General features: G+C 63.2%; 21 protein-coding genes and 2 pseudogenes. 15 read left to right on the top strand and 8 right to left on the bottom strand.

Annotated elements, in window-relative coordinates; translation table 11 throughout:
* The 5 genes from yidC to LH475_RS05300 all read left to right on the top strand — a co-directional run bounded on the left by yidC (position 1) and on the right by LH475_RS05300 (position 4,324).
* Positions 1-975 (top strand): membrane protein insertase YidC, encoded by a 975-nt coding sequence (gene yidC, locus LH475_RS05320; protein WP_196842933.1) that lies wholly within the window; start codon positions 1-3, stop codon positions 973-975.
* An 11-nt stretch (positions 976-986) separates the two neighbouring features.
* Complete coding sequence (locus LH475_RS05315) at positions 987-1,640, top strand: R3H domain-containing nucleic acid-binding protein (protein WP_297413056.1); 654 nt, start codon at positions 987-989, stop codon at positions 1,638-1,640.
* 11 nt (positions 1,641-1,651) lie between these two features.
* Complete coding sequence (gene rsmG / locus LH475_RS05310; RefSeq protein ID WP_196842934.1) at positions 1,652-2,362, top strand: 16S rRNA (guanine(527)-N(7))-methyltransferase RsmG; 711 nt, start codon at positions 1,652-1,654, stop codon at positions 2,360-2,362.
* 76 nt (positions 2,363-2,438) lie between these two features.
* Complete coding sequence (locus LH475_RS05305; protein ID WP_196842935.1) at positions 2,439-3,374, top strand: ParA family protein; 936 nt, start codon at positions 2,439-2,441, stop codon at positions 3,372-3,374.
* Positions 3,374-4,324, top strand: coding sequence for a ParB/RepB/Spo0J family partition protein (locus LH475_RS05300; RefSeq protein ID WP_196842936.1), 951 nt, complete (start codon positions 3,374-3,376; stop codon positions 4,322-4,324). The genes LH475_RS05305 and LH475_RS05300 overlap by 1 nt, the downstream gene beginning before the upstream one ends.
* A gap of 356 nt (positions 4,325-4,680) precedes the next feature.
* Here LH475_RS05300 and LH475_RS05295 read toward each other — a convergent pair whose 3' ends face one another.
* The 6 genes from LH475_RS05295 to LH475_RS05270 all read right to left on the bottom strand — a co-directional run bounded on the left by LH475_RS05295 (position 4,681) and on the right by LH475_RS05270 (position 12,585).
* Positions 4,681-5,637: a D-alanine--D-alanine ligase gene (locus LH475_RS05295; RefSeq protein ID WP_297413055.1), complete on the bottom strand. Its 957-nt coding sequence runs from the start codon at positions 5,635-5,637 to the stop codon at positions 4,681-4,683.
* Positions 5,638-5,679: 42 nt separating this feature from the next.
* Positions 5,680-7,029 carry a PLP-dependent aminotransferase family protein gene (locus LH475_RS05290; protein ID WP_297413054.1) on the bottom strand — a complete coding sequence of 450 codons (1,350 nt, stop codon included), beginning with the start codon at positions 7,027-7,029 and terminating at the stop codon, positions 5,680-5,682.
* Positions 7,030-7,132: 103 nt separating this feature from the next.
* Complete coding sequence (gene trxA / locus LH475_RS05285) at positions 7,133-7,456, bottom strand: thioredoxin (protein ID WP_092110604.1); 324 nt, start codon at positions 7,454-7,456, stop codon at positions 7,133-7,135.
* A 10-nt stretch (positions 7,457-7,466) separates the two neighbouring features.
* Positions 7,467-8,438, bottom strand: a complete 972-nt coding sequence (gene trxB / locus LH475_RS05280; protein WP_196842939.1) for a thioredoxin-disulfide reductase — start codon at positions 8,436-8,438, stop codon at positions 7,467-7,469.
* 180 nt (positions 8,439-8,618) lie between these two features.
* Positions 8,619-10,244, bottom strand: coding sequence for a lipid II flippase MurJ (locus LH475_RS05275; RefSeq protein WP_297413053.1), 1,626 nt, complete (start codon positions 10,242-10,244; stop codon positions 8,619-8,621).
* Positions 10,237-12,585 (bottom strand): DUF6049 family protein, encoded by a 2,349-nt coding sequence (locus tag LH475_RS05270; RefSeq protein ID WP_297413052.1) that lies wholly within the window; start codon positions 12,583-12,585, stop codon positions 10,237-10,239. The genes LH475_RS05275 and LH475_RS05270 overlap by 8 nt, the downstream gene beginning before the upstream one ends.
* An 80-nt stretch (positions 12,586-12,665) precedes the next feature.
* Between LH475_RS05270 and LH475_RS05265 the strand changes: the two genes are divergently transcribed.
* From LH475_RS05265 to LH475_RS05220, 10 genes and pseudogenes are all read left to right on the top strand, one after another.
* Positions 12,666-14,096, top strand: a complete 1,431-nt coding sequence (locus LH475_RS05265; protein WP_196842942.1) for a CCA tRNA nucleotidyltransferase — start codon at positions 12,666-12,668, stop codon at positions 14,094-14,096.
* Positions 14,097-14,503: 407 nt separating this feature from the next.
* On the top strand, positions 14,504-15,844 hold the full coding sequence (locus LH475_RS05260) for a sugar ABC transporter substrate-binding protein (RefSeq protein WP_297413051.1): 1,341 nt from the start codon (positions 14,504-14,506) through the stop codon (positions 15,842-15,844).
* A 284-nt stretch (positions 15,845-16,128) separates the two neighbouring features.
* Positions 16,129-16,476: pseudogene (rpsF, locus tag LH475_RS05255) on the top strand (30S ribosomal protein S6); the annotation flags it as partial.
* A gap of 282 nt (positions 16,477-16,758) precedes the next feature.
* The gene (locus tag LH475_RS05250) at positions 16,759-17,277 is read left to right on the top strand and encodes a single-stranded DNA-binding protein (protein WP_196842944.1); all 519 of its coding nucleotides are present in this window, start codon (positions 16,759-16,761) and stop codon (positions 17,275-17,277) included.
* A 47-nt stretch (positions 17,278-17,324) separates the two neighbouring features.
* Positions 17,325-17,588 carry a 30S ribosomal protein S18 gene (rpsR, locus tag LH475_RS05245; RefSeq protein WP_035835236.1) on the top strand — a complete coding sequence of 88 codons (264 nt, stop codon included), beginning with the start codon at positions 17,325-17,327 and terminating at the stop codon, positions 17,586-17,588.
* A gap of 9 nt (positions 17,589-17,597) precedes the next feature.
* On the top strand, positions 17,598-18,047 hold the full coding sequence (gene rplI, locus LH475_RS05240; RefSeq protein ID WP_092110565.1) for a 50S ribosomal protein L9: 450 nt from the start codon (positions 17,598-17,600) through the stop codon (positions 18,045-18,047).
* A gap of 589 nt (positions 18,048-18,636) precedes the next feature.
* Positions 18,637-19,941: pseudogene (gene dnaB / locus LH475_RS05235) on the top strand (replicative DNA helicase); the annotation flags it as partial.
* A 103-nt stretch (positions 19,942-20,044) separates the two neighbouring features.
* The gene (locus tag LH475_RS05230) at positions 20,045-20,650 is read left to right on the top strand and encodes a hypothetical protein (protein WP_297413050.1); all 606 of its coding nucleotides are present in this window, start codon (positions 20,045-20,047) and stop codon (positions 20,648-20,650) included.
* Positions 20,647-20,916, top strand: coding sequence for a hypothetical protein (locus LH475_RS05225; protein WP_196842946.1), 270 nt, complete (start codon positions 20,647-20,649; stop codon positions 20,914-20,916). Before LH475_RS05230 ends, LH475_RS05225 begins: the two co-directional genes overlap by 4 nt.
* A 102-nt stretch (positions 20,917-21,018) precedes the next feature.
* Positions 21,019-21,468: a zinc-binding dehydrogenase gene (locus LH475_RS05220; RefSeq protein ID WP_297413049.1), complete on the top strand. Its 450-nt coding sequence runs from the start codon at positions 21,019-21,021 to the stop codon at positions 21,466-21,468.
* 175 nt (positions 21,469-21,643) lie between these two features.
* On the opposite strand, the gene purB is transcribed toward LH475_RS05220, so the two are convergent.
* Positions 21,644-23,026 carry an adenylosuccinate lyase gene (purB, locus tag LH475_RS05215; RefSeq protein WP_297413048.1) on the bottom strand — a complete coding sequence of 461 codons (1,383 nt, stop codon included), beginning with the start codon at positions 23,024-23,026 and terminating at the stop codon, positions 21,644-21,646.
* Positions 23,023-23,322, bottom strand: coding sequence for a hypothetical protein (locus LH475_RS05210; protein ID WP_366145587.1), 300 nt, complete (start codon positions 23,320-23,322; stop codon positions 23,023-23,025). The genes purB and LH475_RS05210 overlap by 4 nt, the downstream gene beginning before the upstream one ends.
* Between the last annotated feature and the right edge of the window lie 71 nt (positions 23,323-23,393).

The raw sequence follows: 23,393 nt of genomic DNA, 5'->3' as shown, positions 1-23,393 counted from the left end.
ATGGACCTCATAGGTACGATCCTCTGGCCTCTGAAATGGGTGGTCGAGCTGCTGCTCGTGGCCTTCCACTGGCTCTTTTCCAACTTGGGAATGGGTTACAACGATGGACTCACCTGGGTTCTGTCGATCGTTGGTCTGGTCATTGTGGTGCGCGCCGCCCTGATTCCCATCTTCGTGCGGCAGATCAAGAGCCAACGCAGGATGCTGGAGGTTGCCCCGCAACTCAAAAAGATCCAGGACAAGTACAAGGGTAAGAAAGATCAGTTCTCGCGTGAGGCGATGTCCCGCGAGACCATGGCGATGTACAAGAAGACGGGTACCAACCCGCTGAGTTCATGCCTGCCACTGTTGCTGCAGATGCCCATCTTCTTCGCCCTGTTCTCGGTGCTCAACGACGCCCAGCGCTCCAAGGCCGGCGTGGGACCACTGAACAGCGACCTCGCGATCAGCTTCGGTAACGCCACCCTGTTTGGTGAGGCGCCGCTGCACGACACCTTCGCCTCACAGTGGTCGCTCTGGACCGCTGGTCAGCCATTCAACGTGACCGTCATGATCATCGCCGCCACCATGGTCGTGCTGATGACCGCGTCGCAGTTCATCACGCAGCTGCAGATCGTCTCCAAAAACATGTCGCCGGAGACCAAGGCGAGCCCTATGTTCAAGCAGCAGCGCATCATGCTCTACCTGCTCCCCCTCGTCTTCGCCTTCTCCGGGGTCGCGTTTCCGCTCGGCGTCATGTTCTACTGGCTCACGTCAAACTTCTGGACCATGATTCAGCAGTTCCTGGTGATTCGAAACATGCCAACGCCCGGCAGTGAGGCCGCCAAGGCTCGCGAGGAGCGCATGGCCCGTAAGGGCAAACTCATCGCCACTGATGGTGACATCATTGTGGTGGACGAGCCGGCCAAGCCTGCACAGCGTCAGCAGCCGGTCGGTAAGGCTCGCGCCAAGAAGCAGACCGGCCCGAAAAAGTAGTGGAGATCACCGTGACGGATAAGACCGGCCTCACCGAGGTAAGCACCGAGGTAAGCACCCAGGTAAGCACCGAGGTACCCACTGCAGTGCCGACCGTGCCACGCCCCGTCGACGCCGATACCGCGAGCACCACTGCTGTTCCGAGAACGGATGCCTCCCCCGCCGCCCCCGGGACGGGTCGCGTCGCCGAGGCTCCCCTCACGACCGACCAGCTCGAGCGTGAAGGCGACATCGCCGCGGACTACATCGAAGAATTTCTCGATATCTGCGACCTCGACGGCGATATCGACATCGATTCGCGCAACGGTCGCGCGTACCTCTCGGTCAAGGCATCGGACGCCGACAACCTGCGTGCACTCTCCAAGCCGGAAACGGTGAATGCCCTGCAGGAGCTGACGCGCCTCGCCGTGCAGAACAAGACGGGTTCATTCTCGCGCCTGATCCTCGATATCGGCGGATCGCGCGAGGCGCGCGAAGCGGAACTGGCCGCCCTCGTGGCGCGCGCGATTGAGCGGATAGCAGCCGGCGCCGCCGAAGCCGACCTGCCCGCCATGTCTTCCTACGAGCGCAAGCTCGTACACGACATCGTCGCTGCCAGCGACGGTTACCAGTCCGAGTCCTCCGGCGAGGGTCGCGACCGTCACACCGTCATCACCGCAGCGTAGTCTCGTCGGTTATGTCGCAATCCGGCGTACCCGCCTCGAACGTGCCTGAGCCCACGTCGGTCGAGATTGTCACGGAAGTCAAGGTCGCGACCGAGCCGGTCGAGCTAGAAATTGAGCCGGCCACCGCGGCCGTCCTTTTTGGTCCCCAGATCGCTGCCATTCGTACTTTTACCAACAATTTAGCTGATCAGGGCGAAATACTGGGCCTGATTGGCCCACTGGAACTCCCCCGGCTCTGGTCCCGTCATATTCTCAACTGCGCCATCGTGGCACCACTTCTACGTCCCGGCCTCGTTGGCGACGTTGGTTCTGGAGCCGGCCTGCCCGGCCTGGTGCTAGCCATTGCTCGGCCCGATGTGAACTTCGTGCTGATCGAACCCATGGAACGCCGGGTGGCCTGGTTGAACGACCAGGTTGTTGCGCTGAACCTCACCAACGTGAGCGTGGTGCGGGCGCGTGCTGAAGAGGCGCACCTCGCGCATCCGTTGGATCAGGTCACCGCCCGCGCGGTGAGTGCGTTCCGTAAGCTCATTCCTTTGACGGCGCCCCTGCTGCGCTCCGGCGGTGAGCTCATTCTAATGAAGGGTGAGGGTGCGCAGCGTGAGATCGAGGCCGCGGCCAAGCCCATTCGCAACTATCGCTTGCGCGATGTTGAGGTCATAACCCTCGGCGCGGGCGTGCTGAACGAGGTAACCCGAGTCATCCGGGCTACAGTGGAGTAGTCCCGAATGTCACCGGGTATGGTGTTCGGGGGTCCCTTTCGGGTGGCTCATCAACCGTCGATCGTAAAGGTTTCACGTGAAACATCCTGCTGAAAATCAGCGCGTAGGCAAGGCGGCAGGGTTTGACGGTACAACGCCGCTCGCCCGCGAAATCGCTGAGCTGACTCGTCGCCGCCAGGTTATAGCGGCCGGCGATTTACCCAAGCCCGAGAAGACCCGGGTCTTGACGATCTCCAACCAGAAGGGCGGGGTCGGTAAAACCACCACCGCCGTCAACCTTGCCGCTGCCCTCGCCCGGCAAGGAGCGCGCGTTCTGGTCATTGACCTCGACCCGCAGGGTAACGCCTCAACCGCCCTCGGTGTTGAGCACCGGGCTGAGACGCCGAGCGTCTACGACGTCATCATCAATGACATGCCCATGGATGAAGTCGTGCAGAAGAGCCCCGAATTCGGTGCCTTGTTCTGCGTACCGGCGACGATTCACCTGGCCGGTGCCGAGATTGAGCTCGTGTCGCTGGTGGCGCGCGAACAGCGCCTGCGCCGCGCCCTCGATCTCTATTTGGCCGAAATGGCCGAGCCCTACGATTACGTCTTCATTGATTGTCCGCCGTCGCTCGGACTGCTGACCATCAACGCCTTTGTCGCTGCGCGCGAGGTTCTCATTCCCATTCAGTGTGAGTACTACGCGCTGGAGGGGCTGAGTCAGCTGCTCAAGAACATCGCTCTAATCGAGAAACACCTCAATCCTGACCTCGTGGTGTCGACGATTCTGTTGACCATGTTTGACAGCCGTACCAATTTGGCGACCCAGGTTGCCAGGGAGGTTCGCGATCACTTTCCTCAAGAGGTCTTAAACACGGCGATTCCGCGTTCTGTGCGCGTTTCTGAGGCCCCCAGCTACGGTCAGAGCGTCGTTAGTTACGACCTCAACTCCGCAGGATCGCTCTCATACCTCGAAGCAGCCGCAGAAATGGCCCATCGTGGGGCACCCCGAACAGGAGAACAGCAGTAATGGCGAAAAGAACCGGTCTCGGCCGCGGTATCGGCGCACTCATTCCGGTGCAGGAGGACTCCTCGGCTCCCCGCCCGGTCGACGTCTTTTTTCCGCGCGGTGCTCCAATCGAAGCGGATGCCTCCCCCGACCTTGTGCCCGTACCCGGCGCCCGCCTGGCTCACCTGAATCCGCAGGACATCGTTCCCAACCGCGCACAGCCCCGCACTATTTTCGACGAGGATGATCTCGCCGAACTGGTGCACAGCATTCGTGAAGTTGGGGTGCTGCAACCCATTGTTGTACGGCCATTACTCGATGAGCCCGGCAAATTCGAACTCGTCATGGGCGAGCGTCGCCTGCGAGCGACCAGGGAGGTCGGGCTCGACACCATTCCGGCGGTAGTGCGCGAAACCGCCGACGTCGATATGCTGCGCGACGCTCTGCTGGAGAACCTGCATCGCGCCCAGTTGAACCCGCTCGAAGAAGCATCCGCTTATCAGCAGCTGCTCGCTGACTTCGGCATCACCCAAGAGGAACTCGCGACCCGGATCGGTCGGTCGCGTCCCCAGATCACCAACACGCTACGTCTGCTCAAACTGCCGGAACCGGTGCAGCTGCGCGTTGCGGCGGGCGTTCTTTCGGCCGGACACGCGCGCGCGATCCTGTCGGTGGGTGATTTGGCTGGCATGTTGCGCCTGGCAGATAAGATCGTGGACGAGGATCTGTCCGTGCGAGCGGCTGAGGCCGTGGCAACGGCGGTTCCCAAACCCGTTATGGCAAAGCCGCTTCCCGGACGACGCCAGGGGCATCTCGATGAGATCGCGGAACACCTCGGTGACCGTCTCGATACTCGTGTGAAAATTAGTCTTGGCGCTCGAAAAGGCCAGATCACAGTGGATTTTGCAACAATCGGCGACTTGAATCGTATCCTCGGTGTTCTTGGTGAACCGGGCTTCAGCGCGTCCTGACCGGCGCGTATTGCGCCAGTGTTTCACGTGAAACATTACTTCGGTTGTTGATCTCGACGAAGCATTCGTGCGTTTGCGGTCTCACTGAACCCCGACAATGTCGCGTTGCCGCATGTTTCACGTGAAACGTCACTTGGTTGGTCCCGAATCTCGCGACCGCACTGTCTATTTCGTAGCTGTAACTGTAGCTGCAGCGGTCGTCTCGTTCGCCGTGATCAGCGGTATGCGTGCACGTGTTTCACGTGAAACATTGCCTGGTTGGAGGTAATCGTCGAGATCGTCGTGCGAGTGTGATCTTGATACGCTCAACCAGCGGCGTGAGACCGGATGTTTCACGTGAAACGGTACCGGTGAGACTACTGGGTGGTGCGGGCGTGGGCAGCCAGGGCGGAATAGGTAGCACCGAGGGTCTGGTCGGCGGCCTCGATGGCCTGGGGTACGAGGGATGTCTCGGTGAGCCCAGGAAGTACATTGGCTTCAAGGAACCAGGGGGTGCCGGCGGTGTCAACGATGAGGTCAATACGGCTCAGGTGGCGCAGGTCGAGGAGGGTGTGAATGGCGACCGCGGTGCTGGAGACGGCCTCTGAGACGTCCTGGTCGAGGCGCGCGGGCGTGTAAAAGTCGGTTTCTCCGGCGTTGTAACGCGCCTCGAAGCTGTAGACGCCATCGACGGGCACGATTTCAACAATGGGCAGGGCGGTGGCACCAGCGCCGATGTCAATGACGGCGACCGTGACCTCGGTGCCATCGATGTGGGCCTCCACGAGGGCGGTAGTGGCGTAGGTGTAAGCGTCAACCATGGCGCGTGGCAGGTCGGCGGGGGTGCGCACGATCGTGACGCCCTGCGAGGAGCCGCCCTGGGCCGGTTTAACGACGAGGGGCAGCCCAATCGCGTTGATCAGGTGTTCGAGCACGCTCGTGGCGCCGAGGTCCCGAAATGTCTCGGTGGAGAGGGCAATGGCGGGGGGAGTGGCGTAGCCCGCCCGGAGTGCGAGCTCTTTGGCGGTGGCTTTGTTCCAGGCCAGTGCGGCGGCGGGACCGCGTGAGCCAAGAAATGGGATGCCGGTCGTCTCGAGCAGGGACAGCAGTGCGCCATCTTCTCCGGTGGCACCGTGCAGTGTAGGCCAGATCAGGTCGGGGGCCCGCTCGGTCAGGGTCGTGAGGAGGTTTGCGCCGGGATCGAGCACGGTGACGGTGTGGCCCTCGTTGGTGAGGGCATCCGCCACCCGACGCCCTGAGCGCAGCGAAACATCGCGTTCATGGGAGATTCCGCCGGCAAGAATAACAATGTTGAGGGGGGTGAATTTGCTCATGATCAGGTTTTTTCCTAAGTGGTGGTGGATTAGGAGGCGAGTCTAGGAGATATTGGCCGGTGGGCCAGCGTAACGCTGGTTCTTGGCGCCAAGGCGGTCCGGTGCGGCGCCGAGTGAGCCCGTACCGGCGAAGGTGTCGAGCAAATCGAGTTCACCCTGAATCACCGTGGCAAGACGACGGATACCGACTCGAATGTTGTCGGGGGTGGGGTAGCAGAAGGCGAGGCGCATGTTCTGGCGCCCGCCACCATCGGCGTAGAACGCCGTTCCCGGCGTATACGCGACGAGCTCCTTCACCGCACGGGGAAGCATGGCCTTGGAATCGAGCCGTTCGGGCAGTGTTACCCAGAGGTAGAATCCGCCGGTGGGATTGGTCTTGGTGAGGCCCGGCAGGTATTCATCCAGTGCGGCGAGCATGGCGTTCTTACGCTCGTGATAGACGCCGCGGAAGGTGTTGATCTGTCCCTTCCAGTCGGCGGTAGAGAGGTATTCCGAAATGACCATCTGGGTGAAGGAGCTGGGGGAGAGCACAGCAGCCTCGTTGGCCAGCACGAGTTTCTCACGGATGGCATGGGGGGCAAGCGCCCAGCCGACCCGAAAACCAGGGGCGAGGGTTTTGGAAAACGTGCCGAGGTAGACGACGCCGCCCGCCTCGAGCGAGCGGATGGCATCCGGTGCCGGCGTGTCGAAGTAGAGCAGGCCGTAGGGATTGTCCTCGAGAACGAGAATATTGTTCGAGCGGCAGATTTCGAGAATCTCCAGGCGGCGTTCCCAGCTGAGAGTGACGCCAGCGGGGTTATGAAAACTTGGGATCGTGTAGAGAAATTTAATGGTGCGACCGGCGGCCTTGAGGGCAGCGATGTGCTCGATCAGTGCGGTTGGGATCAGGCCGTTCTCGTCCATCGGCACATGGTCGACCTCGGCCTGGTACGACTTGAAGATCACCATGGCGGTGACGTAGCTCGGGCCTTCGGATATCACGACGTCGCCGGGGTTCAGGAAAAGTTTGCTCACCAGGTCGAGGGCGTGCTGGGAGCCGGTTGTGACGACGATGTCGTCGGCATTGGCTTTGATTCCCTCCAACGCCATAACGTCGAGAATCTGCTCACGCAGCACGGGAAATCCCTGACCAGAGCCATATTGTAGGGCAGTTGTGCCTTTTTCGCGCATGACGCGATCCATGGCGTTGATGACGAGGTCCTGCGGCAGGGCGGCGACGTACGGCATGCCGCCGGCGAGGGAGACCACTTCGGGGCGTGAGGCCACGGCGAAGAGCGCGCGCACCTCAGAGGCCTTGAGTCCCGCGGCTCGTTCGGCATAGTGGTGGTACCACGGGTCGAGGTTGTTACCAGCCTGAGTGGAACCAGCCTGAGTGGAACCCTGAATTGTCACGTCGCGTCCGTTCTACTGTCGTCTTCATCGTATGGGGTGTGGAACCGGGTACGAGAAAACCCGCGCGGTCGGTGACGGGCGGGTTTTCTCGGGTGAGAGCTGGTCAGACCAGGTAGTCGGCCAGGTCTTTTTCGAGCTGCGGCTTTGGCTTGGCGCCGATGACGGTCTTGACGACCTCGCCCTTCTGGAAGACCTTCATCGCGGGGATGGAGGTGATCTGGTACTTGGCGGCCAGAGCGGGGTGCTCATCGACGTTGAGCTTGACGATGTCGAGCTTGTCGGCGTTCTCGGCCGCGATCTGGTCGAGAATCGGGCTGACGGCGCGGCAGGGGCCGCACCACTCGGCCCAGAAGTCCACCAGTACGGTCTTCTCGTTGTTGATGACTTCCTGATCGAAGTTGGCTTCCGTGACGGATCGTGCGGTCATGTGGTGCTCCTTAGTTGACTGGTACGAGTTCGGTGTCGCCGGCCTGGGCCAGCAAGGCGGAGGGAAGGATACTGAGGAAATGCTCGGCGTCGAGTGCGGCCGCGCAGCCGGAGCCGGCCGCGGTGATGGCCTGACGGTAGCTCGAGTCGATCACGTCGCCGGCGGCGAAGACACCCGCCTGGCTGGTGAGGCTTGACCTTCCCGCCACGGCGATTGTGCCCTCGGGGGTGAGGTCGAGCTGGTGGTGCACGAGGTGGGTGCGCGGGTCGTTGCCGATCGCCACAAACACGCCGCCGACAGCAAGGCTGCTCTCGGTACCCGAGACGGTGTCGCGCAGGGTGAGACCATCGACAGCGTCGGCGCCGGTAATGCCGACGACCTCGGAGTTCCAGATGAAGTCGATCTTGTCGTTCGCGAAGGCACGTTCCTGCATGATCTTGGAGGCGCGCAGCTCGCCCTTGCGGTGGATGACGTGCACCTTGGACGCAAACCGGGTAAGGAACGTGGCTTCTTCCATCGCGGAGTCGCCGCCGCCGATGACGGCGATTTCCTTGCCCTTGAAGAAGAAACCGTCGCAGGTGGCACACCAGGAGACACCACGACCGGACAAGCGTTCTTCGTCGCTGAGACCGAGTTTGCGGTACGCCGAACCGGCAGCGAAGATCACAGTGAGGGCCTGCTCCACGTCACCGTTGCCGAGGGTCACCGTCTTGATGGGGCCCGACAGGTCCACCGACTCGACATCGTCGTAGACCACCTCGGTGCCGAAGCGCTCGGCCTGCTCCTGCATCTTGGTCATCAAATCGGGTCCCTGAACGCCCTCCGGAAAACCGGGAAAGTTTTCGACGTCGGTCGTATTCATCAATTCACCGCCGGCCTCTACCGAACTGGCGATAACCAACGGCTTGAGGTTGGCTCGGGCGGCATAGATCGCCGCGGTGTAGCCAGCCGGTCCGGAACCGATGATGATGATCTGACGCACGCGCACACTCCTTGCAGTGGTGGGCAAGACGGGCAGAATCCCGACTCACTTTTCGATACAACACATCCTAATCGGATGCTATTCCGGTCCCTCCCAGCTTACGCAGCCCGCACCCAGCTAGGCAGAACCAACCTGCGGCGCTCACGGGTTCCTGCAGCCGCGCGGCAGGCCGGGGGCACCTTACCGGCCGAAGCGTCGGTGCAGAGGCGCCAAAAAGGCCGTGAGCTCGGCGCTGCGCAGGACCAGGAGTAGTCCGAAGTAGGCCGCAGACATCACGAGACCGATCATGAGCATCGAGGCGATGGCGGTCAGGCGCGAGTCGACGGCAAAACCGCCCTCAACGGTTCCCCCCAGAATCAACAGCAGGGTCACGCCCAAGCCGATCGGAATGATCGCTGCGGCGAGGTATTTCACGAGGCTGCGCACGATGCGGCGGCCGTCGATGCCACCGAGTCGGCGGCGCAGCAGCAGCGCCGCCAGCACGCACTGCAGCACGCCGGAGACAGTGATGACCAGAGCGATACCGACGGCAATCCACTGCACCGGCAGTAGGGCGCAGCCGAGCACCCCGAGCACGATGAGCACGACCTGGAACAGGGTGAAGAAAAATGGTGTTCGGGTGTCCCCGAGGGCGTAGAAGGTGCGTTGCAGCACAAACAGGATACAGAATGCGACAAGTCCGAGCATGAAGGCGATTATCACGTTGCCGATGCCCTGGATCTGATCGAACGGCGCCACGAACACGGCGGCGAACGGATACGCGCAGACGGCGATCACGGCGGTGGCGATCACGATGATGAGCGTGGTGCCTCGTATCGCGGAGGAGGCATCCGATCGCACCAAATCGAACTTCGCGAGTGCCGCATGCTCACTCATGCGAGTGAAGTAGGCGGTAGCCACCGAGACGGTGATGACCGAGTGCGGCAGCATGAAGATCAGCCAGGCGGTGGCGAGCACCGCAATGGACGCCTCACCGGTCGCGAGCGATACGACCTGCGTCTCGACGACCCCGGCAATGGTGGTCAGAATCAGCATGCCGAAGGTCCAGGTGGCCATCTTGCCGGCGGCGCCGAGGCCTACACCACGAAAGTGAAAGTCGGGACGAAAGCGCAGGCCGATGCGCTTCCAGAAGTAGAACAACACCACGGCCTGCACGATCACACCGAGGCTGGCGCTGCCAGCCAGCAGCGCGATCATGGCCGGGGTGAATTCGCCAGCCGCCCGCTCGCCGGTGGCATCGGCCCCAAACAGTGCGCCGAAAATGAGCAGGCCAACGATGGCCACGACGTTGTTGAGCACCGGTACCCAGGTGAATGGGCCGAACATGCGGCGGGCATTGAGCACCTCACCGAGCAGCGTGTACAGCCCGTAGAAGAACATCTGTGGCAGGCACCAGTAGGCCAACGCGACCGCGAGACTCTTCTGGTCGGCTGGCAGGTTGATGCCGATAAACCCAGTGATGGCCGGCGCGAGCAGGGTGCCGACAACCGTTGTCACGGCGAGAATCGACAGCGCCAGGGTCAGTAGCTTGTTGATATAGGCGGTGCCGCCGTCGAGGTGCGCACTGGCCCGCACGATCTGCGGCACCAGCACGGCCGTGAGAATGCCACCGGCGACAATGACGTAGACGGTGTTCGGCAGCTGGTTTGCCAGAGCGAACGCGTCGGCACTGTCGCCGAGCTGGCCGATCATGCCGGCCAGCACGATGAGCTTTATGAAGCCGAGAATGCGCGACACAATCGTGCCGGAAGCCAGAAAAGCGCTGGCCCGCCCGATACCGCCGTTAGTGGTGCTGGTATCAGACATCGGGTTCCACCGCGGCCAGCTTCTGTTGTGCGGCAGAAGCGGATGCCTCACTGGCGCGTTCCCGGCGCCGGCGCGCGATATTGCGCCAGATGCCGAAACCGAAGAAGCCGACCACGAGGATCGCAAAGATACTTGCGCCCACTCCTTCCCAGTCGGCGCGCACGCTGACGTCAATGGGCGCTGGTTGGCCGAGCGGGGTGCCGTTCAGGGTGAACAGGGTGACCCGCAAGACGACGTCGCCGTTACCGACGGCCGCGCTGAGCGGCACCGAGACCGCCTGCGCGGAGTTGGGCTGAATGGTGGTCTCCAGGGTCTCACCGACAACGAGTCGTCCGTTGGACGGCACGATCTCGGCGCGCACGGTGACGGCTTGGTCCAGAGCGTTGTTGAGCGTGATGCGCAGGTCGACCTTGCTGCCCACGACGATGATCGGCCCACGAGTGGTCACGGTTACGGCGTGCATGAGGTCGAAGGAGGCGGCGAGGCTCGCCCGGACCTGGTCTTCCCAGCCTGACTCCGGTGAGGTCCAGGAGGTGTCCAGAAGGGCCAGTAGGTCGAGTCGCGCCGGAGCGGTGACCACCACGGGGTCGGCCAGGATGGTGGAAAATTCGGCGATCGCACCCTCGCGGTCCAACACTGAACGTGCGAGCGTGACCCGCTTGCTATCGATCGCTTCGTCCTGAAAGCTCACCGTGGTTGCCGGTGTGGAATCCAGAGCCGACTGCAGCGGGGCCGCGTTCGACCACGCGGTCGTGTCGAGGGCCGCGAGCGTTTGACCGACCCGGGTCGCGCTCGTCGCACTGCTGCGGTCGAACGTGACCAGCAGCGTGCGCACCGAATTGGGGTTCTCCGCGGACACGATGGCCAGCAGCGCGGCCGCCTCGGAGACGTTCACCCGCCAGTCGTCCTCGGTCGTGGCTTCGGCGGCGGCCCGGATCGCCGCCGAGAGCACGGTGTCGCTCACCAGGCCCAGTCCGGTCGGGAGGGTGACGGCGGTGTTCGGGGTGAAGAAGTCGGACTGCTCCACATTGCCGCTGGAGAGGATGGTGGTGGTCAGGCCGCTCGCGGCAAAGACGTTGAGATCGGTGCGGGCGACCTGCCCGGCGGCCGGCCAGCCGATCGCGGTGCTCGTATAGTTCCAGGCCAAGAGGTCACTGGTCGTGGGAATGACCGTTGCGCCCGGCTCCACCGTGGGCGATGGTGTCGGTGTCGGTGTCGGTGTCGGTGTTGGCGACGGCGACGGCGACGGTGTGGTTTCAGTCTGGGTGCGCGAGCTGACTGTGGGCACATCGGTTGGCTCGGTGGTAACTTCAGGGCTCGGCGTGGCGGTGGGTATCACGAACCGGCTCGGATCGATCGCCGGGTCGAATGAGGTGGGCGCGAGTAGCGTCGCTGCACCGGCCTGAGCTTGCAGCGCGATGTCGGCATCCGCGTAGCTGAGCGGGAAAATATCATTGCTCGCACCGGCCAGGCGGTCGAGCCAGGCCACGGCCGACGCGGGAGCGGCGGTGCCGAGCACGCGAATGGAGGCGATGATCTGCGGATCGATCGCGATCGTTGTCGTCGGCGCATCGATTGCGGCATCCAGTTGGCGGGAGAGCAGGCCAACCGAGCTCGTGTACGACTCGAGTGCCTTGGATGTGATCAGGCCGGTCGTGCTTTCCGGGGTCGTGATCGGCAGGATGGACGCGAGCCCGACCGGGGTGATCGCGCTGCTCTGCGACCAGACGAACGTGCCCCGGCCCTCGGCGTGAACCACGTCATCCGCGATGAGAATCGCGGCGATTCCACGCGCTCCCCATGCGTTCTGGTCGGTCAATCCGACGGAATCAGCCGGAACCGTGATGGAGAGGCTCGTGCTGGTACCGGTCGGAATGATTCCTGCCGTCCGCACGCTGACCAGCTGCTCGCCGGAATTTGCGTCCTCATCGGGCCGGAGCCAGGAATCGAGCGCCGCTCGGGTGGTGAGCGCGAGATCCGCGAGGTACACATCGACTCGACCGAGCGGAATGGCCGCGTCGGTGTTGTTGTGAACGGTCACCGTCAGGAGAAGGTCCTGACCGGGGGACAGCTCCGGCGCATTGGTCGGTGAAACGGTGACCTCGACGGCGTCAGTAGCGGTGGCGACACCGTCAACGGTGCTGTTCTTGGTGTCAGCCTGGGCCGAGGTGAGGGCGAGTGTTGGCGCGAAAACCAGCGACGCCAGGGTCAGGAATCCGACCAGAAACGCCGTGATCGGCCGCAACCGTCGACGGCTCTGCGTGCGCAGGGTTGGGGGCACGGCAGTGCACGCGGCGGCCGTGAGCGCGGGCCGATGCGCGGAATCTGACTCGGCCACCATAGGGGGATTCTACGGCGTGCCAGCCCAGAGCCGCCTGCACCGGGACTGCGCGCCCCGCATTGGCAACTAATATGGGGCATATGCAGAGCGTCGCGGCAGCCCTCGCACGACTGGGCGACCTGGCTGCCACTCCCACGGTGTCCCATCTGGCGAACGCATTTGCGGCGGCCGGCCACGAGCTGGCCCTGGTCGGTGGTCCGGTGCGCGATGCGTTCCTGGACCGGCCGCTGCACGACCTGGATTTCACCACGGATGCGACACCGGATCAGATTCTCGCGCTCGTCAAGCCACTTTCAAAAGCGCAGTGGGATATCGGCCGGGCCTACGGCACGATCGGCGCCAGCCTTGCCGGCGAGACCGTGGAGATCACCACCTATCGCGCCGACAGCTACGACGGCACCACCCGCAAGCCCGATGTGGTGTTCGGCACCAGCCTGGAACCGGATCTGCTGCGCCGGGACTTCACCGTCAACGCAATGGCCCTGCGACTGCCCCAGCTGACGTTGGTCGATCCGGCCGGCGGTATTGATGACCTGCTGGCGCAGCGCCTGCGCACGCCGAGCACTCCGGAGGTTTCTTTCGGAGACGACCCGCTGCGGATGCTGCGCGCGGCCCGGTTTACCGGCCAGCTCGGTTTCACCCTGGATCTGGACACCGCACTGGCCATGGAAAAGATGCGGGAGAGCATCCGTATCGTGTCGGCCGAACGCATCGGTGACGAACTGTCGAAACTGTTGGTCTCGATGGACCCGCGCGCCGGCATCGAGGTGCTGATGGAATCGGGTCTGGCCGAGATCGTGCTGCCCGAGATTCCCGGCCTACGGCTGGAGATCGACGAACATCACCACCACAAGGACGTCTACCAGCACACCCTCACGGTGCTCGAGCAGGCCATGGGCTACGAGACATCACGCGGCAACCTTCAGGCTCCCGACCTGATCGTGCGCCTCGCGGCCCTGCTGCACGACATTGGCAAGCCGGCCACCCGCAAACTCGAACCGGGCGGAATCGTGAGCTTCTACCACCACGACGTGGTCGGGGCGAAGCTGGCGAAGAAACGACTGCGCGCCCTGCGTTTCGACAATGACACCATCAACGCCGTTGCTCGCCTGATCGAGCTGCACCTGCGATTCTTCGGCTACACCGAGGGTGCCTGGACCGACTCCGCCGTGCGCCGGTACGTGCGCGACGCCGGGGAACAGCTGGAACGGCTGCATATTCTGACCCGTGCCGACGTCACGACCCGCAACCGGCGCAAGGCGGACCGGCTTGGTTTCGCATACGACGACCTCGAACAGCGCATTGCCATCCTGGCTGAGCAGGAAGAGCTCGGCGCTGTGCGCCCCGACCTTGACGGTGACCAGATCATGGCCGTGCTCGGGATGAAACCGGGGCGCGAGGTTGGCGAGGCCTACCGTTATCTGCTTGAGCAGCGGCTCGATGACGGTCCGCTCGGCGAGGAAGAAGCCACCCGCCGGTTGGTGGAGTGGCGGGCGAAGCGAGTTCAGTAGAGTCGGCCGGCGTCTTCGCCCGGACAGATTTTCCCGGCCTTCGAGCGCTGTTTTGGGGTATCTCTCGACCCTGATGATTCCGCCGGTCGTAAGTGTTGTGCCGCTGTCACGGCCGATTATTGTCACCCTGACCCTCATCACGATCGTGAGTCACTGGAACAGTGTCAGGTGGCCATTCGTGGTTACGACGGGCACCGAATGGCGGGTTGTGACCGTGGCCATTGCGAGCCTGCACAGCCAGTTCAACGGCAATTGAACCCTCGTGATGGCGGCCACCACGCTCGCCCTGGTTCCGCTCCTTGTGTTGTTTCTCATCTTCCAGCGCAGCTTCGTGCGGTGGATCACCATCGCGGGATCTGCGTAGGCTGGTTCACTGGGGAAGGTTCGATCCGTCAATAAAGGACATCATGGCCAAGCGTTCCACCATCATTGCCGCCGGCGCCGCCGCCGCACTGCTCGTTATCACCGGGGCCGTTGCCGCCCTGAACTTTTCCGAATCGGAATCCTCCCGTGATGCCACCACCGTGACCGTGCGGCTCTGGGATGAACAGGTTGCCGCCGCCTATGAGAAGTCTTTTGCTGACTTCGAACAGGGTAACCCCGACATTCACGTCGACGTTGAGATCGTGCCGTGGGGCGACTACTTCGAAAAGCTCCGCACCGATGTGGCCGGTGAGGGCGCCCCTGACGTTTTTTGGGTTGATGGTGGCAGCTACCCGGCTTACGCCGACGCGGGCGCGCTGCTCGACATCACAACCGCCACTTCAGCGGATGCCCAAGCTGGCTGGGATCCGGCCGTGGTCGCGCAATACACCCGAGATGACACGCTCTGGGGCGTGCCGCAGCTGGCCGACCCCGGCATCGCGGTCTACTACAACGCCGACCTGCTCCGTGACGCCGGTCTGACCCCCGAGGACGTGTCTGCACTCACCTGGGATCCCACCGGGGAGAATGACACCCTCATTGCGGTGCTGCAGAAGCTGACCAAGGATTACAACGGCAATACGGCCGACAGCGCCGAGTTTGACGGTTCCAATCTGAGCCAATACGGCTACAACGCTGGCTATGACCTGCAAGCGATGGTCCTGAATTATCTCGCCTCCGGCGGTGCCCAGTTTCAGGATGAGTCCAACCAGTACGCTTTCGCATCCGATGCGGGCGTCGCCTCCTTCCAGTATCTCGTCGACCTCATGAACAAGTGGCACGTCTCCCCGTCGGCCGCCGACACGAACACCAATGGCGACTTCAGCCGGGAGCAGTTTCTGCAGGGCAAAATGGCTTTGTTTCAGAGCGGTGTGTACAACCTCGTCAATGTGAGCGCCGGAGCGAACTTCGATTGGGGCGTGGTGCGACTGCCCAGCGGTCCCGCCGGTGCGATCAGCGGTGTCGATGGCATCGCCGCCGCCGGCAATGCCGCGTCGGAGCATCCGGCCCAGACTCAGCGGGTGCTGGACTGGTTGGGAAGCGCCGCCGGATCCGAGTTCATCGGAGCCTCCGGTGCGGCAGCCCCGGCCGTGCTGGCCGCGCAGCCCGCCTACGCGCAGTACTGGGCCGCCAAGACGGTGGATATCAGCCCGTTCTACGACGTGTTGGCCGCCGGAACAGCTCCGGCGCCGCGGGGAGCCGGGTGGCCGGCCGCCGAGAACGCCATGCGGCCACTTCTCGACGAGGTCTTCCTCGGTCGCACCGTTGTGGATCATGGTGTGCGGGACGCGCAGAATGCCGCCAATGCGACTCTGACCCAGTAGTCCCACTCCTCCACAGGTCAGGATCGCCGGACTCGTGCACGGATGACGCCGACCCCGCCCTCGACGCCGGAATTTCACGACACACTGGTGCTGTTCGGCTTGATCTGCGTGAGTTGCTCGGTCCTGAGGGTGCCGGGCGCATCGACTGGCGCACAGCCTCGGCATCCGGTAGTCTGGGCAGGTTGCCCGCGTGCCGGATTCCCGGCCTCCGCGTTCAGCACATGCACAACCCTCCTGTTGCAGAAAGTCTGCAGCCGTTTTAGTCCGAAGGAGGTGGGTTAGTCATGCATCAGTACGAACTTATGGTTATCCTCGATCCCGAGATCGATGAGCGCACCGTAGCTCCCAGCCTTGACAAGTTCCTCAACGTTGTTCGCAACGATGGTGGCACCATTGACAAGGTTGATGTTTGGGGTCGTCGTCGTCTCGCATACGAGATCAACAAGAAGACCGAAGGCATTTATGCCGTCGTTGACTTCACCGCAAGCGCCTCAGCCACGGTCGAGCTCGACCGCCAGCTGAAGCTCTCCGAGGCCGTCATGCGCACCAAGGTACTCCGCGCCGAAGAGGGCATCGCCCAGGTCGTCGTGGCAACCAAGTTGGCCGCAGAGAAGGCCGCCCGCAAGGCTGCCAACCCGAAGGTCATCGCTGCCAAGGCCGACGCTGCTGCTGCAGCGGCTGCCGCTCCGGCCGCCAAGGTTGCCGCTGCCGCGAAGCCCGTCGTTGCCGTGACCGAGGCGGTCGAGGCTCCGGCCGCTGCTGCTCCGGTTGCTGCCAAGGTCGATGCTTCCCCGCTGGTTACCGCCGCCTCCACCGCGGTTCCGGCCGCGAAGGTTGCTGCCGCCAAGCCTGCTGCTGCCAAGGCTACTCCGGCTCCGGCCGCTGTCGCCGACAAGGCAAGCGACAAGTAGCCCATGGCTGGCGAGACCGTAATCACCGTGGTGGGCAACCTCACCAGCGATCCGGAACTGCGTTACACGCAGAACGGGCTGGCGGTTGCCAACTTCACCATCGCTTCCACTCCGCGCACGTTCGATCGTGCGGCCAACGAGTGGAAAGATGGCGACGCGCTGTTCTTGCGTGCGAGCGTTTGGCGTGAATTCGCCGAACACGTGGCAGGTTCATTGACCAAGGGGTCGCGGGTCATCGCTTCCGGGCGTCTCAAGCAGCGTTCGTATGAGACGAAGGAGGGTGAAAAGCGCACGAGCATGGAGCTCGAGATCGACGAAATTGGTCCTTCACTGCGCTACGCCACCGCGTCCCTCACTCGCGCGCAGTCGTCCGGCCCTCGCAGCGGCGCTCCCGCTGCCGGTGGCCCGGGCAATGATGAGCCGTGGGCACCCAGCGCCCCCGCCAAGTCTGCTGCACCCGCAGCATCCGGCGGAGACGTCTGGAACAGTCCCGGTAACTTCAGCGACGAGACCCCCTTCTAAGCCACGCCGCGTGCGTAGCTCACACCTTTTAAGAAAGTAAGGAAATCATGGCTGGAAAGTCGAGCGGCGACCGCCGCAAGCCGCTTCGCGGCGCTAAGGGTGGCAAGAACGCCGCTCCTGCGAAGTCGATTCGGGTTGGTGTCATCGATTACAAAGATGTCCCCACCCTGCGCAAGTTCATCTCCGAGCGCGGAAAGATCCGCGCCCGTCGCATCACAGGCGTTTCCGTGCAGGAACAGCGCCTCATCGCCCGTGCCGTCAAGAACGCCCGCGAAATGGCTTTGCTGCCCTACGCAGGCTCAGGCCGGTAAGGAAACCAAATGTCGAAATTGATTCTGACGCACGAGGTCTCCGGCCTCGGTGCACCCGGCGACGTCGTAGACGTCAAGAACGGGTTTGCTCGTAATTATCTCGTTCCCAAGGGCTTCGCTGTTGCGTGGACCCGCGGTGGCGAGAAGCAGATCGAGCAGATCAAGGCAGCCCGCGCAGCGCGCGAGCATGCCACCTTTGAAGAGGCCGAGGCGCTCAAGGTCAAGCTTGAGAACACCAAGGTCACCCTGGTCGTCAAGGCCGGTGCTGGCGGTCGCCTGTTCGGTTCGGTCAAGACCACGGATGTGGCCAACGCCGTGGCAGCCGCCGGTCTCGGCACGGTCGACAAGCGCAAGATTGAGCTCACTGCGATCAAGCTGACCGGTGAGCACACGGCCACGGTTCGTCTTCGCGACGAGCTCAGTGCCACGATCACCCTCGTGGTCGTCGCTGCCAAGTAGCATCGCACCTCAGTAGGTCCGGCGCCACAGGGCTCGCCGGCTTGCTACTCCCATAGCGGGGGGTTCCGAAAGGAACCCTCCGCTATTGGAGGTTAAGAGCCGTTTTTTGGGCCTTGACCCCCTGGTTTTGTGCACAGGTGAGCATTCGTATCGACAAGGTTCAAGGGTTGATTGAAGTTACTTTATACACACCCGTGTGAAGAACTTAAATAGCTGATCAAACACATTTTATTTGCACAGTTTTAAAGTTTGTCCACAGGCGAGTCCACAGGTTCTGCACAATCTCTACGGCGTTTCGCGCAGATTATCCACAGAGTTATCCACAGGGGTGTTTGTGGAGGGTGCTAGTGGCTCCTTAGGGTGATCCAGTGCCGGCATCTCGTTCAGGCTGGTGCGTCACGTCCCGTGTCGGTGGGTCCTGATACACCTATATTCACAACAGAGAAAGAGGTGCGGAGTGTCGATCGCTCACCTGGGCCTAGCCAACCAGCCAGCGTCAAATGAGTACGGTTCGCCCGCGCGCGGCGGCGCGCTCGACCAGAAACGCGGCGAACGGCCCGCTGAAGCCTGGAAGTCGGAGCGAGCCCTGCCCCACGACCTCCTGGCCGAACAGAGCGCCCTCGGTGGAATGATGCTCAGCAAAGACGCTGTCGCCGACGTCGTCGAAACCGTGCGCGGCGGCGACTTCTACATCCCCAAGCACGAGATCATCTTTGACGCGATTCTCTCGCTCTACGCCCAGGGCGAGCCGACCGACGTCATCACTGTCACCGATGAGCTCACCAAGGTCGGCGAGCTCTCCCGAGCCGGCGGTGCCGATTATCTGCACACCCTGACGAGCCTGGTGCCCACCGCCGCCAACGCGGGCTTCTACTCGACCATTGTGGCCGAACGCGCGCTGCTACGCCGTCTGGTCGAGGCCGGCACGCGCATCGCCCAGTTGGGCTACGCCGGCGAGGGCGAGGTGCTCGATCTCGTGAACACGGCCCAGGCCGAGATCTACTCCGTCACTGGTGGCACCGAAACCGAGGATTACGTTCCGCTCACCGATGCCGTAACGGCGGCCATCGAAGAAATTGAGGCCGCCAAGCTCAAAGACGGCCAGATGAGCGGTGTCCCGACGGGCTTTGCTGACCTCGACGAACTCACCAACGGGTTTCACGGCGGCCAGCTCATCATCGTTGCGGCTCGCCCGGCGCTGGGTAAATCCACGCTCGCCCTCGACTTCGCGCGCTCGGCATCCATCCATCACAACCTGCCGAGCATCTTCTTCTCGCTCGAAATGGGGCGGAGTGAAATTGCGATGCGCCTGCTCGCGGCGGAGGCATCCGTTCCTTTGCAGAGCATGCGCAAGGGCACCGTTGAGGCCCGCGACTGGACCACGATTGCCGCCACGCGCGGGCGCATCAACGATGCACCGCTGTACATCGACGACAGTCCGAATATGACCCTGGTGGAGATTCGCGCCAAGTGTCGTCGGCTCAAGCAGCGCGTCGGGCTCAAAATGGTCATCATCGACTATCTACAGCTCATGACCAGCGGCAAGAAGGTCGAGTCGCGCCAGCAGGAGGTCAGTGAGTTTTCGCGGGCGCTCAAACTGCTGGCCAAGGAGCTGCAGGTTCCGGTCATCGCGCTCTCCCAGCTCAACCGTGGTCCCGAGCAGCGCGCCGACAAGATGCCGGCCATCTCCGACCTTCGCGAGTCGGGCTCGCTCGAGCAGGACGCCGACATGGTCATTCTGCTGCACCGTGAGAGCGCCTACGAGAAGGACAACCCGCGCGCCGGCGAGGCCGACCTCATCGTGGCCAAGCACCGTAACGGCCCGACCCGCACCGTCACGGTCGCCTTCCACGGCCACTATTCCCGCTTTGCCGACATGGTGGCCGTCGGGTAGTTCGCTCAGCGAGGGAGCGAGCGCGTGCAGCCGGCTCGCAGATGCGCCGTCGAGTCGCCGCGTAGACTGGGGCTGACAAATTTTGCAACGAAAGAGGTCGTGCGTGGCGAACGCCCAGGCACCATCAAGCGTCGGGCCCCGCTATTGGTCCGTACCCGTCGGGCGCGCCCTGATCGCCGTGGTTCCCGCGGTCATCATCACGTTCAATCGGGATCACTCCGCCCAGCTGGGTTTGCTCGTGTTCGGCGCATTCGCCCTCGCGAGCGGCCTGCTGCTCGTGCTGGCCGGCCCGCGTACACTGACCGTGACCACCGACCGCAGCCTGTTCCTCATCCAGGGCATCGTGAGCATGATCATCGGTGCAATAGCCCTCGGTTTTCACGCCGGTGGCCATGGTTTCTTCCTGTTCGTGGTGAGCGTCTGGGGTGCCGTTACCGGTGTTCTTGAAATCTATGCCGGCATCCGGGTGCGCAAACGCCCCCTGCCGGCCAAAGACTGGCTATTCACCGGCATTGGCGGTGCGGTACTCTCCCTGCTCTTTCTGCTGCTTCCGCCCAACCCGGTTGTCTCGGTCGGGTTGTTCGGCGCCTATCTGGTCTTTCTCGTCGTTTTTCTGCCCATCGCCGGGCTCTCCCTCAAGTGGGACGCACCCCGACAGCGCCGCAGCACACCCGCGAACGTCGCACCCAATGATTCGGACTCCCTGTGACCAAAAAGACTCCTGATACCCCCGACCCGGCGCACCAGCCCAGCCGATCCGATCGTTTGAAGCCAGCGGAATTACTCGCAATCTCCGGAGGGATGGCCCTGTTCGTTGGGGTGACCATTCTGCTCACCACGCGCGAACCGATGCTGTCGGTCATCGGGCTCGGCGTGACGTTCATCGTGGCGCTCGTGGTGATCGCGATGCTCGTGCTCGGCATGAAACCCAACGCGTCGGAGCAGACCGACCTGGACGAGCAGAACGGTCACTAACACGTCCTCAACCCGCACCGCCACGGTGTCTCACGCCGTGATAACTGCCGGCGACGCAAGCCCTGCTGGAGGGCGCCCAATCTTGAGATCCAGGCTTGGGGTTTGTTCCATTGGCCGTTCGGCAGTGTCCAGCCGTCGATATCGGACTCCGCCCACTCGATTCCCGATAGCATCTCCGATGAAGCGGCGGCGCTCGTCGGACCTCTCTCGGTCGGTATTGGGGCCTGCAAGCGCGCGTACATTCGCCCGGGGAGCTTAGTGCTCATTGCCGGCGCAGGCCCGATCGGGGTCATCATGGCGCAGACTGCGCGCGCTTTCGGTGCGACCAAGATCTACATCGCCGATGTGGACGCTGACCGTCGGGCCTTCGCCCTCGAACACGGGGCGACGATCGCACTCGACCCGCTCGTCGACCCGCTCGTCGACGCGGTCGATAGCCTGGACGTGGATGCGTTCATCGACGCGTTCATCGATGCATCGGCGGTGGCGTGGCAGTACAGGCCGGAATACTCGCGGTGCGGCCGGGTGGCCGGGCAATTCTCGTTGGGATGAGCAAGGACACGGTCGAGCTTCCCGTCTCGTGGATTCAGAACCGTGAGATCTCGCACAGCGGAGTGCTCCGCTACGCAAACACGTGGCCGCTCGGAATCCAGCTTGTAGAGAGTGGTGCCGTCGACCTCGATGCACTGGTCACGGGCACTGAACCCCCTCACAGAGTGGACCGGCACTAGGGCAGGTAGTTGACCAAGGGGTCGGCGAGGCCGACATAGCCTGCCGGGGTCAGTGCCAGGAGCCGGGTCTTGGCGGCGGCGCCGATGTCAAGGGCAGAGACGAAAGCTGCCAGGTCGGCGCTCGTGATGCGCTTACCGCGGGTCAGCTCCTTCAGGAGCGCGTAGGGATCTTCGATCGACGAGCGTCCAGCCGAGACCTCAGCGCGAATCACGGTCTGAATCGCCTCACCCAGAATCTCCCAGTTGGAGTCGAGGTCGCTCGCGAGAAGTGCACGATCAATGTCGATCTCGCCGAGGCCGCGCAGAATATTGTCGAGCGCGAGCAGGGAATGCCCAAAGCCAACCCCGATGTTGCGCTGCGTGGTGGAGTCGGTGAGGTCGCGCTGTAGCCGACTGGTCACGAGAGTGGCAGCGAGCGAGTCCAGGATGGCGCAGGACAGCTCGAGGTTCGCCTCGGCGTTCTCGAATCGAATCGGGTTGATCTTGTGCGGCATGGTCGAGGAGCCGGTGGCGCCAACCTGCGGAATCTGGCGGAAGTAGCCGATGGAAATGTAGGTCCAGATATCGGTGGCCAGGTTGTGCAGAATACGATTCGCGTGCGAAGCACGCGAATACAGCTCAGCCTGCCAGTCGTGCGATTCGATCTGGGTCGTCAGTGGGTTCCAGCCGAGACCGAGACCCTCGACGAACTCGCGTGAGACGGCTGGCCAATCGACGGACGGTTCGGCGGCCACGTGGGCGGCGAAAGTGCCGGTGGCGCCGCTGAACTTGCCCAGGTATTCGCCGGTGTCGATCTGAGCCACGATACGCTCCAGGCGGTAGACGAACACGGCGAGTTCTTTACCCATGGTGGTCGGCGTCGCGGGCTGCCCGTGGGTGCGGGCCAGCATCGAATCCGCTCGAAATTCCAGCGCATTGCTGCGCAGAGCCTCGATGACCAGGCGCAGCTTGGGCAGCCAGACGGTCTGTACGGCGTCACGCACGGTCAGGGCGTACGAGAGGTTGTTGATGTCTTCGCTGGTCGCGGCGAAGTGGGTGAGTTCGCTGATGTGGTCGAGGCCGAGCGTGCCGAGGCGTCGACGCACGAGGTATTCGACGGCCTTCACGTCGTGGCGGGTCGTGGCCTCAAGCTCGGCCAGTTCGTCGATCTCGGCCTGGCCGAAGTCGGTCACCAGGGCGCGCAGGGCGAGCTTCTGCTCGGCAGCGAGGGGCGCGGAACCAAATAGACTGCGGTCCGTGAGGGTAATCAGCCACTCCACCTCCACGCGCACACGGGCACGGTTGAGACCGGCCTCGGACAGGAATTCACCCAGATCGGAAACGGCGGCTCGGTAGCGGCCATCTAGCGGGCTCAGAACCTGTACGGGTAGGTGACTCATCGGACTCCCTGTCGAATTGCGGGTGCAAGTTGTTTCACAAGTGCATGGCTTGCCCTTTCAATCATGCCTAATACGGCGTCAAACAACGCATCGTCGGAATAGTAGGGGTCGGGCACGTCGAACAGGGCGGCCTGTTCGGCGTCAAAGCTCAGCAGTAGGCGCACCTTGGCGCGATCGCGATCCTTGAGCGCCCAGTTGCGCAAAATTCGTTCCTGGCTGCGGTGGGGGGCGGCCCCCCCCCCGGGGGGGGGGGGGCCCCCGGGGGGGGCCGGGGGCGCCGAGGTCTTCGGCGACAACCTGGCGCCCGGCGCCGCGACCCGGCTGGGCCTCGGGCCGGAGGAGCTCGCCCGGCGGCATCCCCGTCTGG

Source organism: Cryobacterium sp., from assembly GCF_026786305.1.
Classification (GTDB): Bacteria; Actinomycetota; Actinomycetes; order Actinomycetales; family Microbacteriaceae; genus Cryobacterium.
Note: the sequence above shows the minus strand (reverse complement) of the source record. Positions and strands in the feature narration are given on the sequence as shown.

Bases quoted from the DNA above. Each gene is read 5' to 3' on its own strand.
- yidC (WP_196842933.1), top strand. From the start codon at position 1: ATGGACCTCATAGGTACGATCCTCTGGCCTCTGAAATGGGTGGTCGAG.
- rsmG (WP_196842934.1), top strand. From the start codon at position 1,652: ATGTCGCAATCCGGCGTACCCGCCTCGAACGTGCCTGAGCCCACGTCG.
- LH475_RS05300 (WP_196842936.1), top strand. From the start codon at position 3,374: ATGGCGAAAAGAACCGGTCTCGGCCGCGGTATCGGCGCACTCATTCCG.
- LH475_RS05295 (WP_297413055.1), bottom strand. From the start codon at position 5,637: ATGAGCAAATTCACCCCCCTCAACATTGTTATTCTTGCCGGCGGAATC.
- trxA (WP_092110604.1), bottom strand. From the start codon at position 7,456: ATGACCGCACGATCCGTCACGGAAGCCAACTTCGATCAGGAAGTCATC.
- LH475_RS05275 (WP_297413053.1), bottom strand. From the start codon at position 10,244: ATGTCTGATACCAGCACCACTAACGGCGGTATCGGGCGGGCCAGCGCT.
- LH475_RS05270 (WP_297413052.1), bottom strand. From the start codon at position 12,585: ATGGTGGCCGAGTCAGATTCCGCGCATCGGCCCGCGCTCACGGCCGCC.
- LH475_RS05265 (WP_196842942.1), top strand. From the start codon at position 12,666: ATGCAGAGCGTCGCGGCAGCCCTCGCACGACTGGGCGACCTGGCTGCC.
- LH475_RS05260 (WP_297413051.1), top strand. From the start codon at position 14,504: ATGGCCAAGCGTTCCACCATCATTGCCGCCGGCGCCGCCGCCGCACTG.
- LH475_RS05250 (WP_196842944.1), top strand. From the start codon at position 16,759: ATGGCTGGCGAGACCGTAATCACCGTGGTGGGCAACCTCACCAGCGAT.
- rpsR (WP_035835236.1), top strand. From the start codon at position 17,325: ATGGCTGGAAAGTCGAGCGGCGACCGCCGCAAGCCGCTTCGCGGCGCT.
- rplI (WP_092110565.1), top strand. From the start codon at position 17,598: ATGTCGAAATTGATTCTGACGCACGAGGTCTCCGGCCTCGGTGCACCC.
- purB (WP_297413048.1), bottom strand. From the start codon at position 23,026: ATGAGTCACCTACCCGTACAGGTTCTGAGCCCGCTAGATGGCCGCTAC.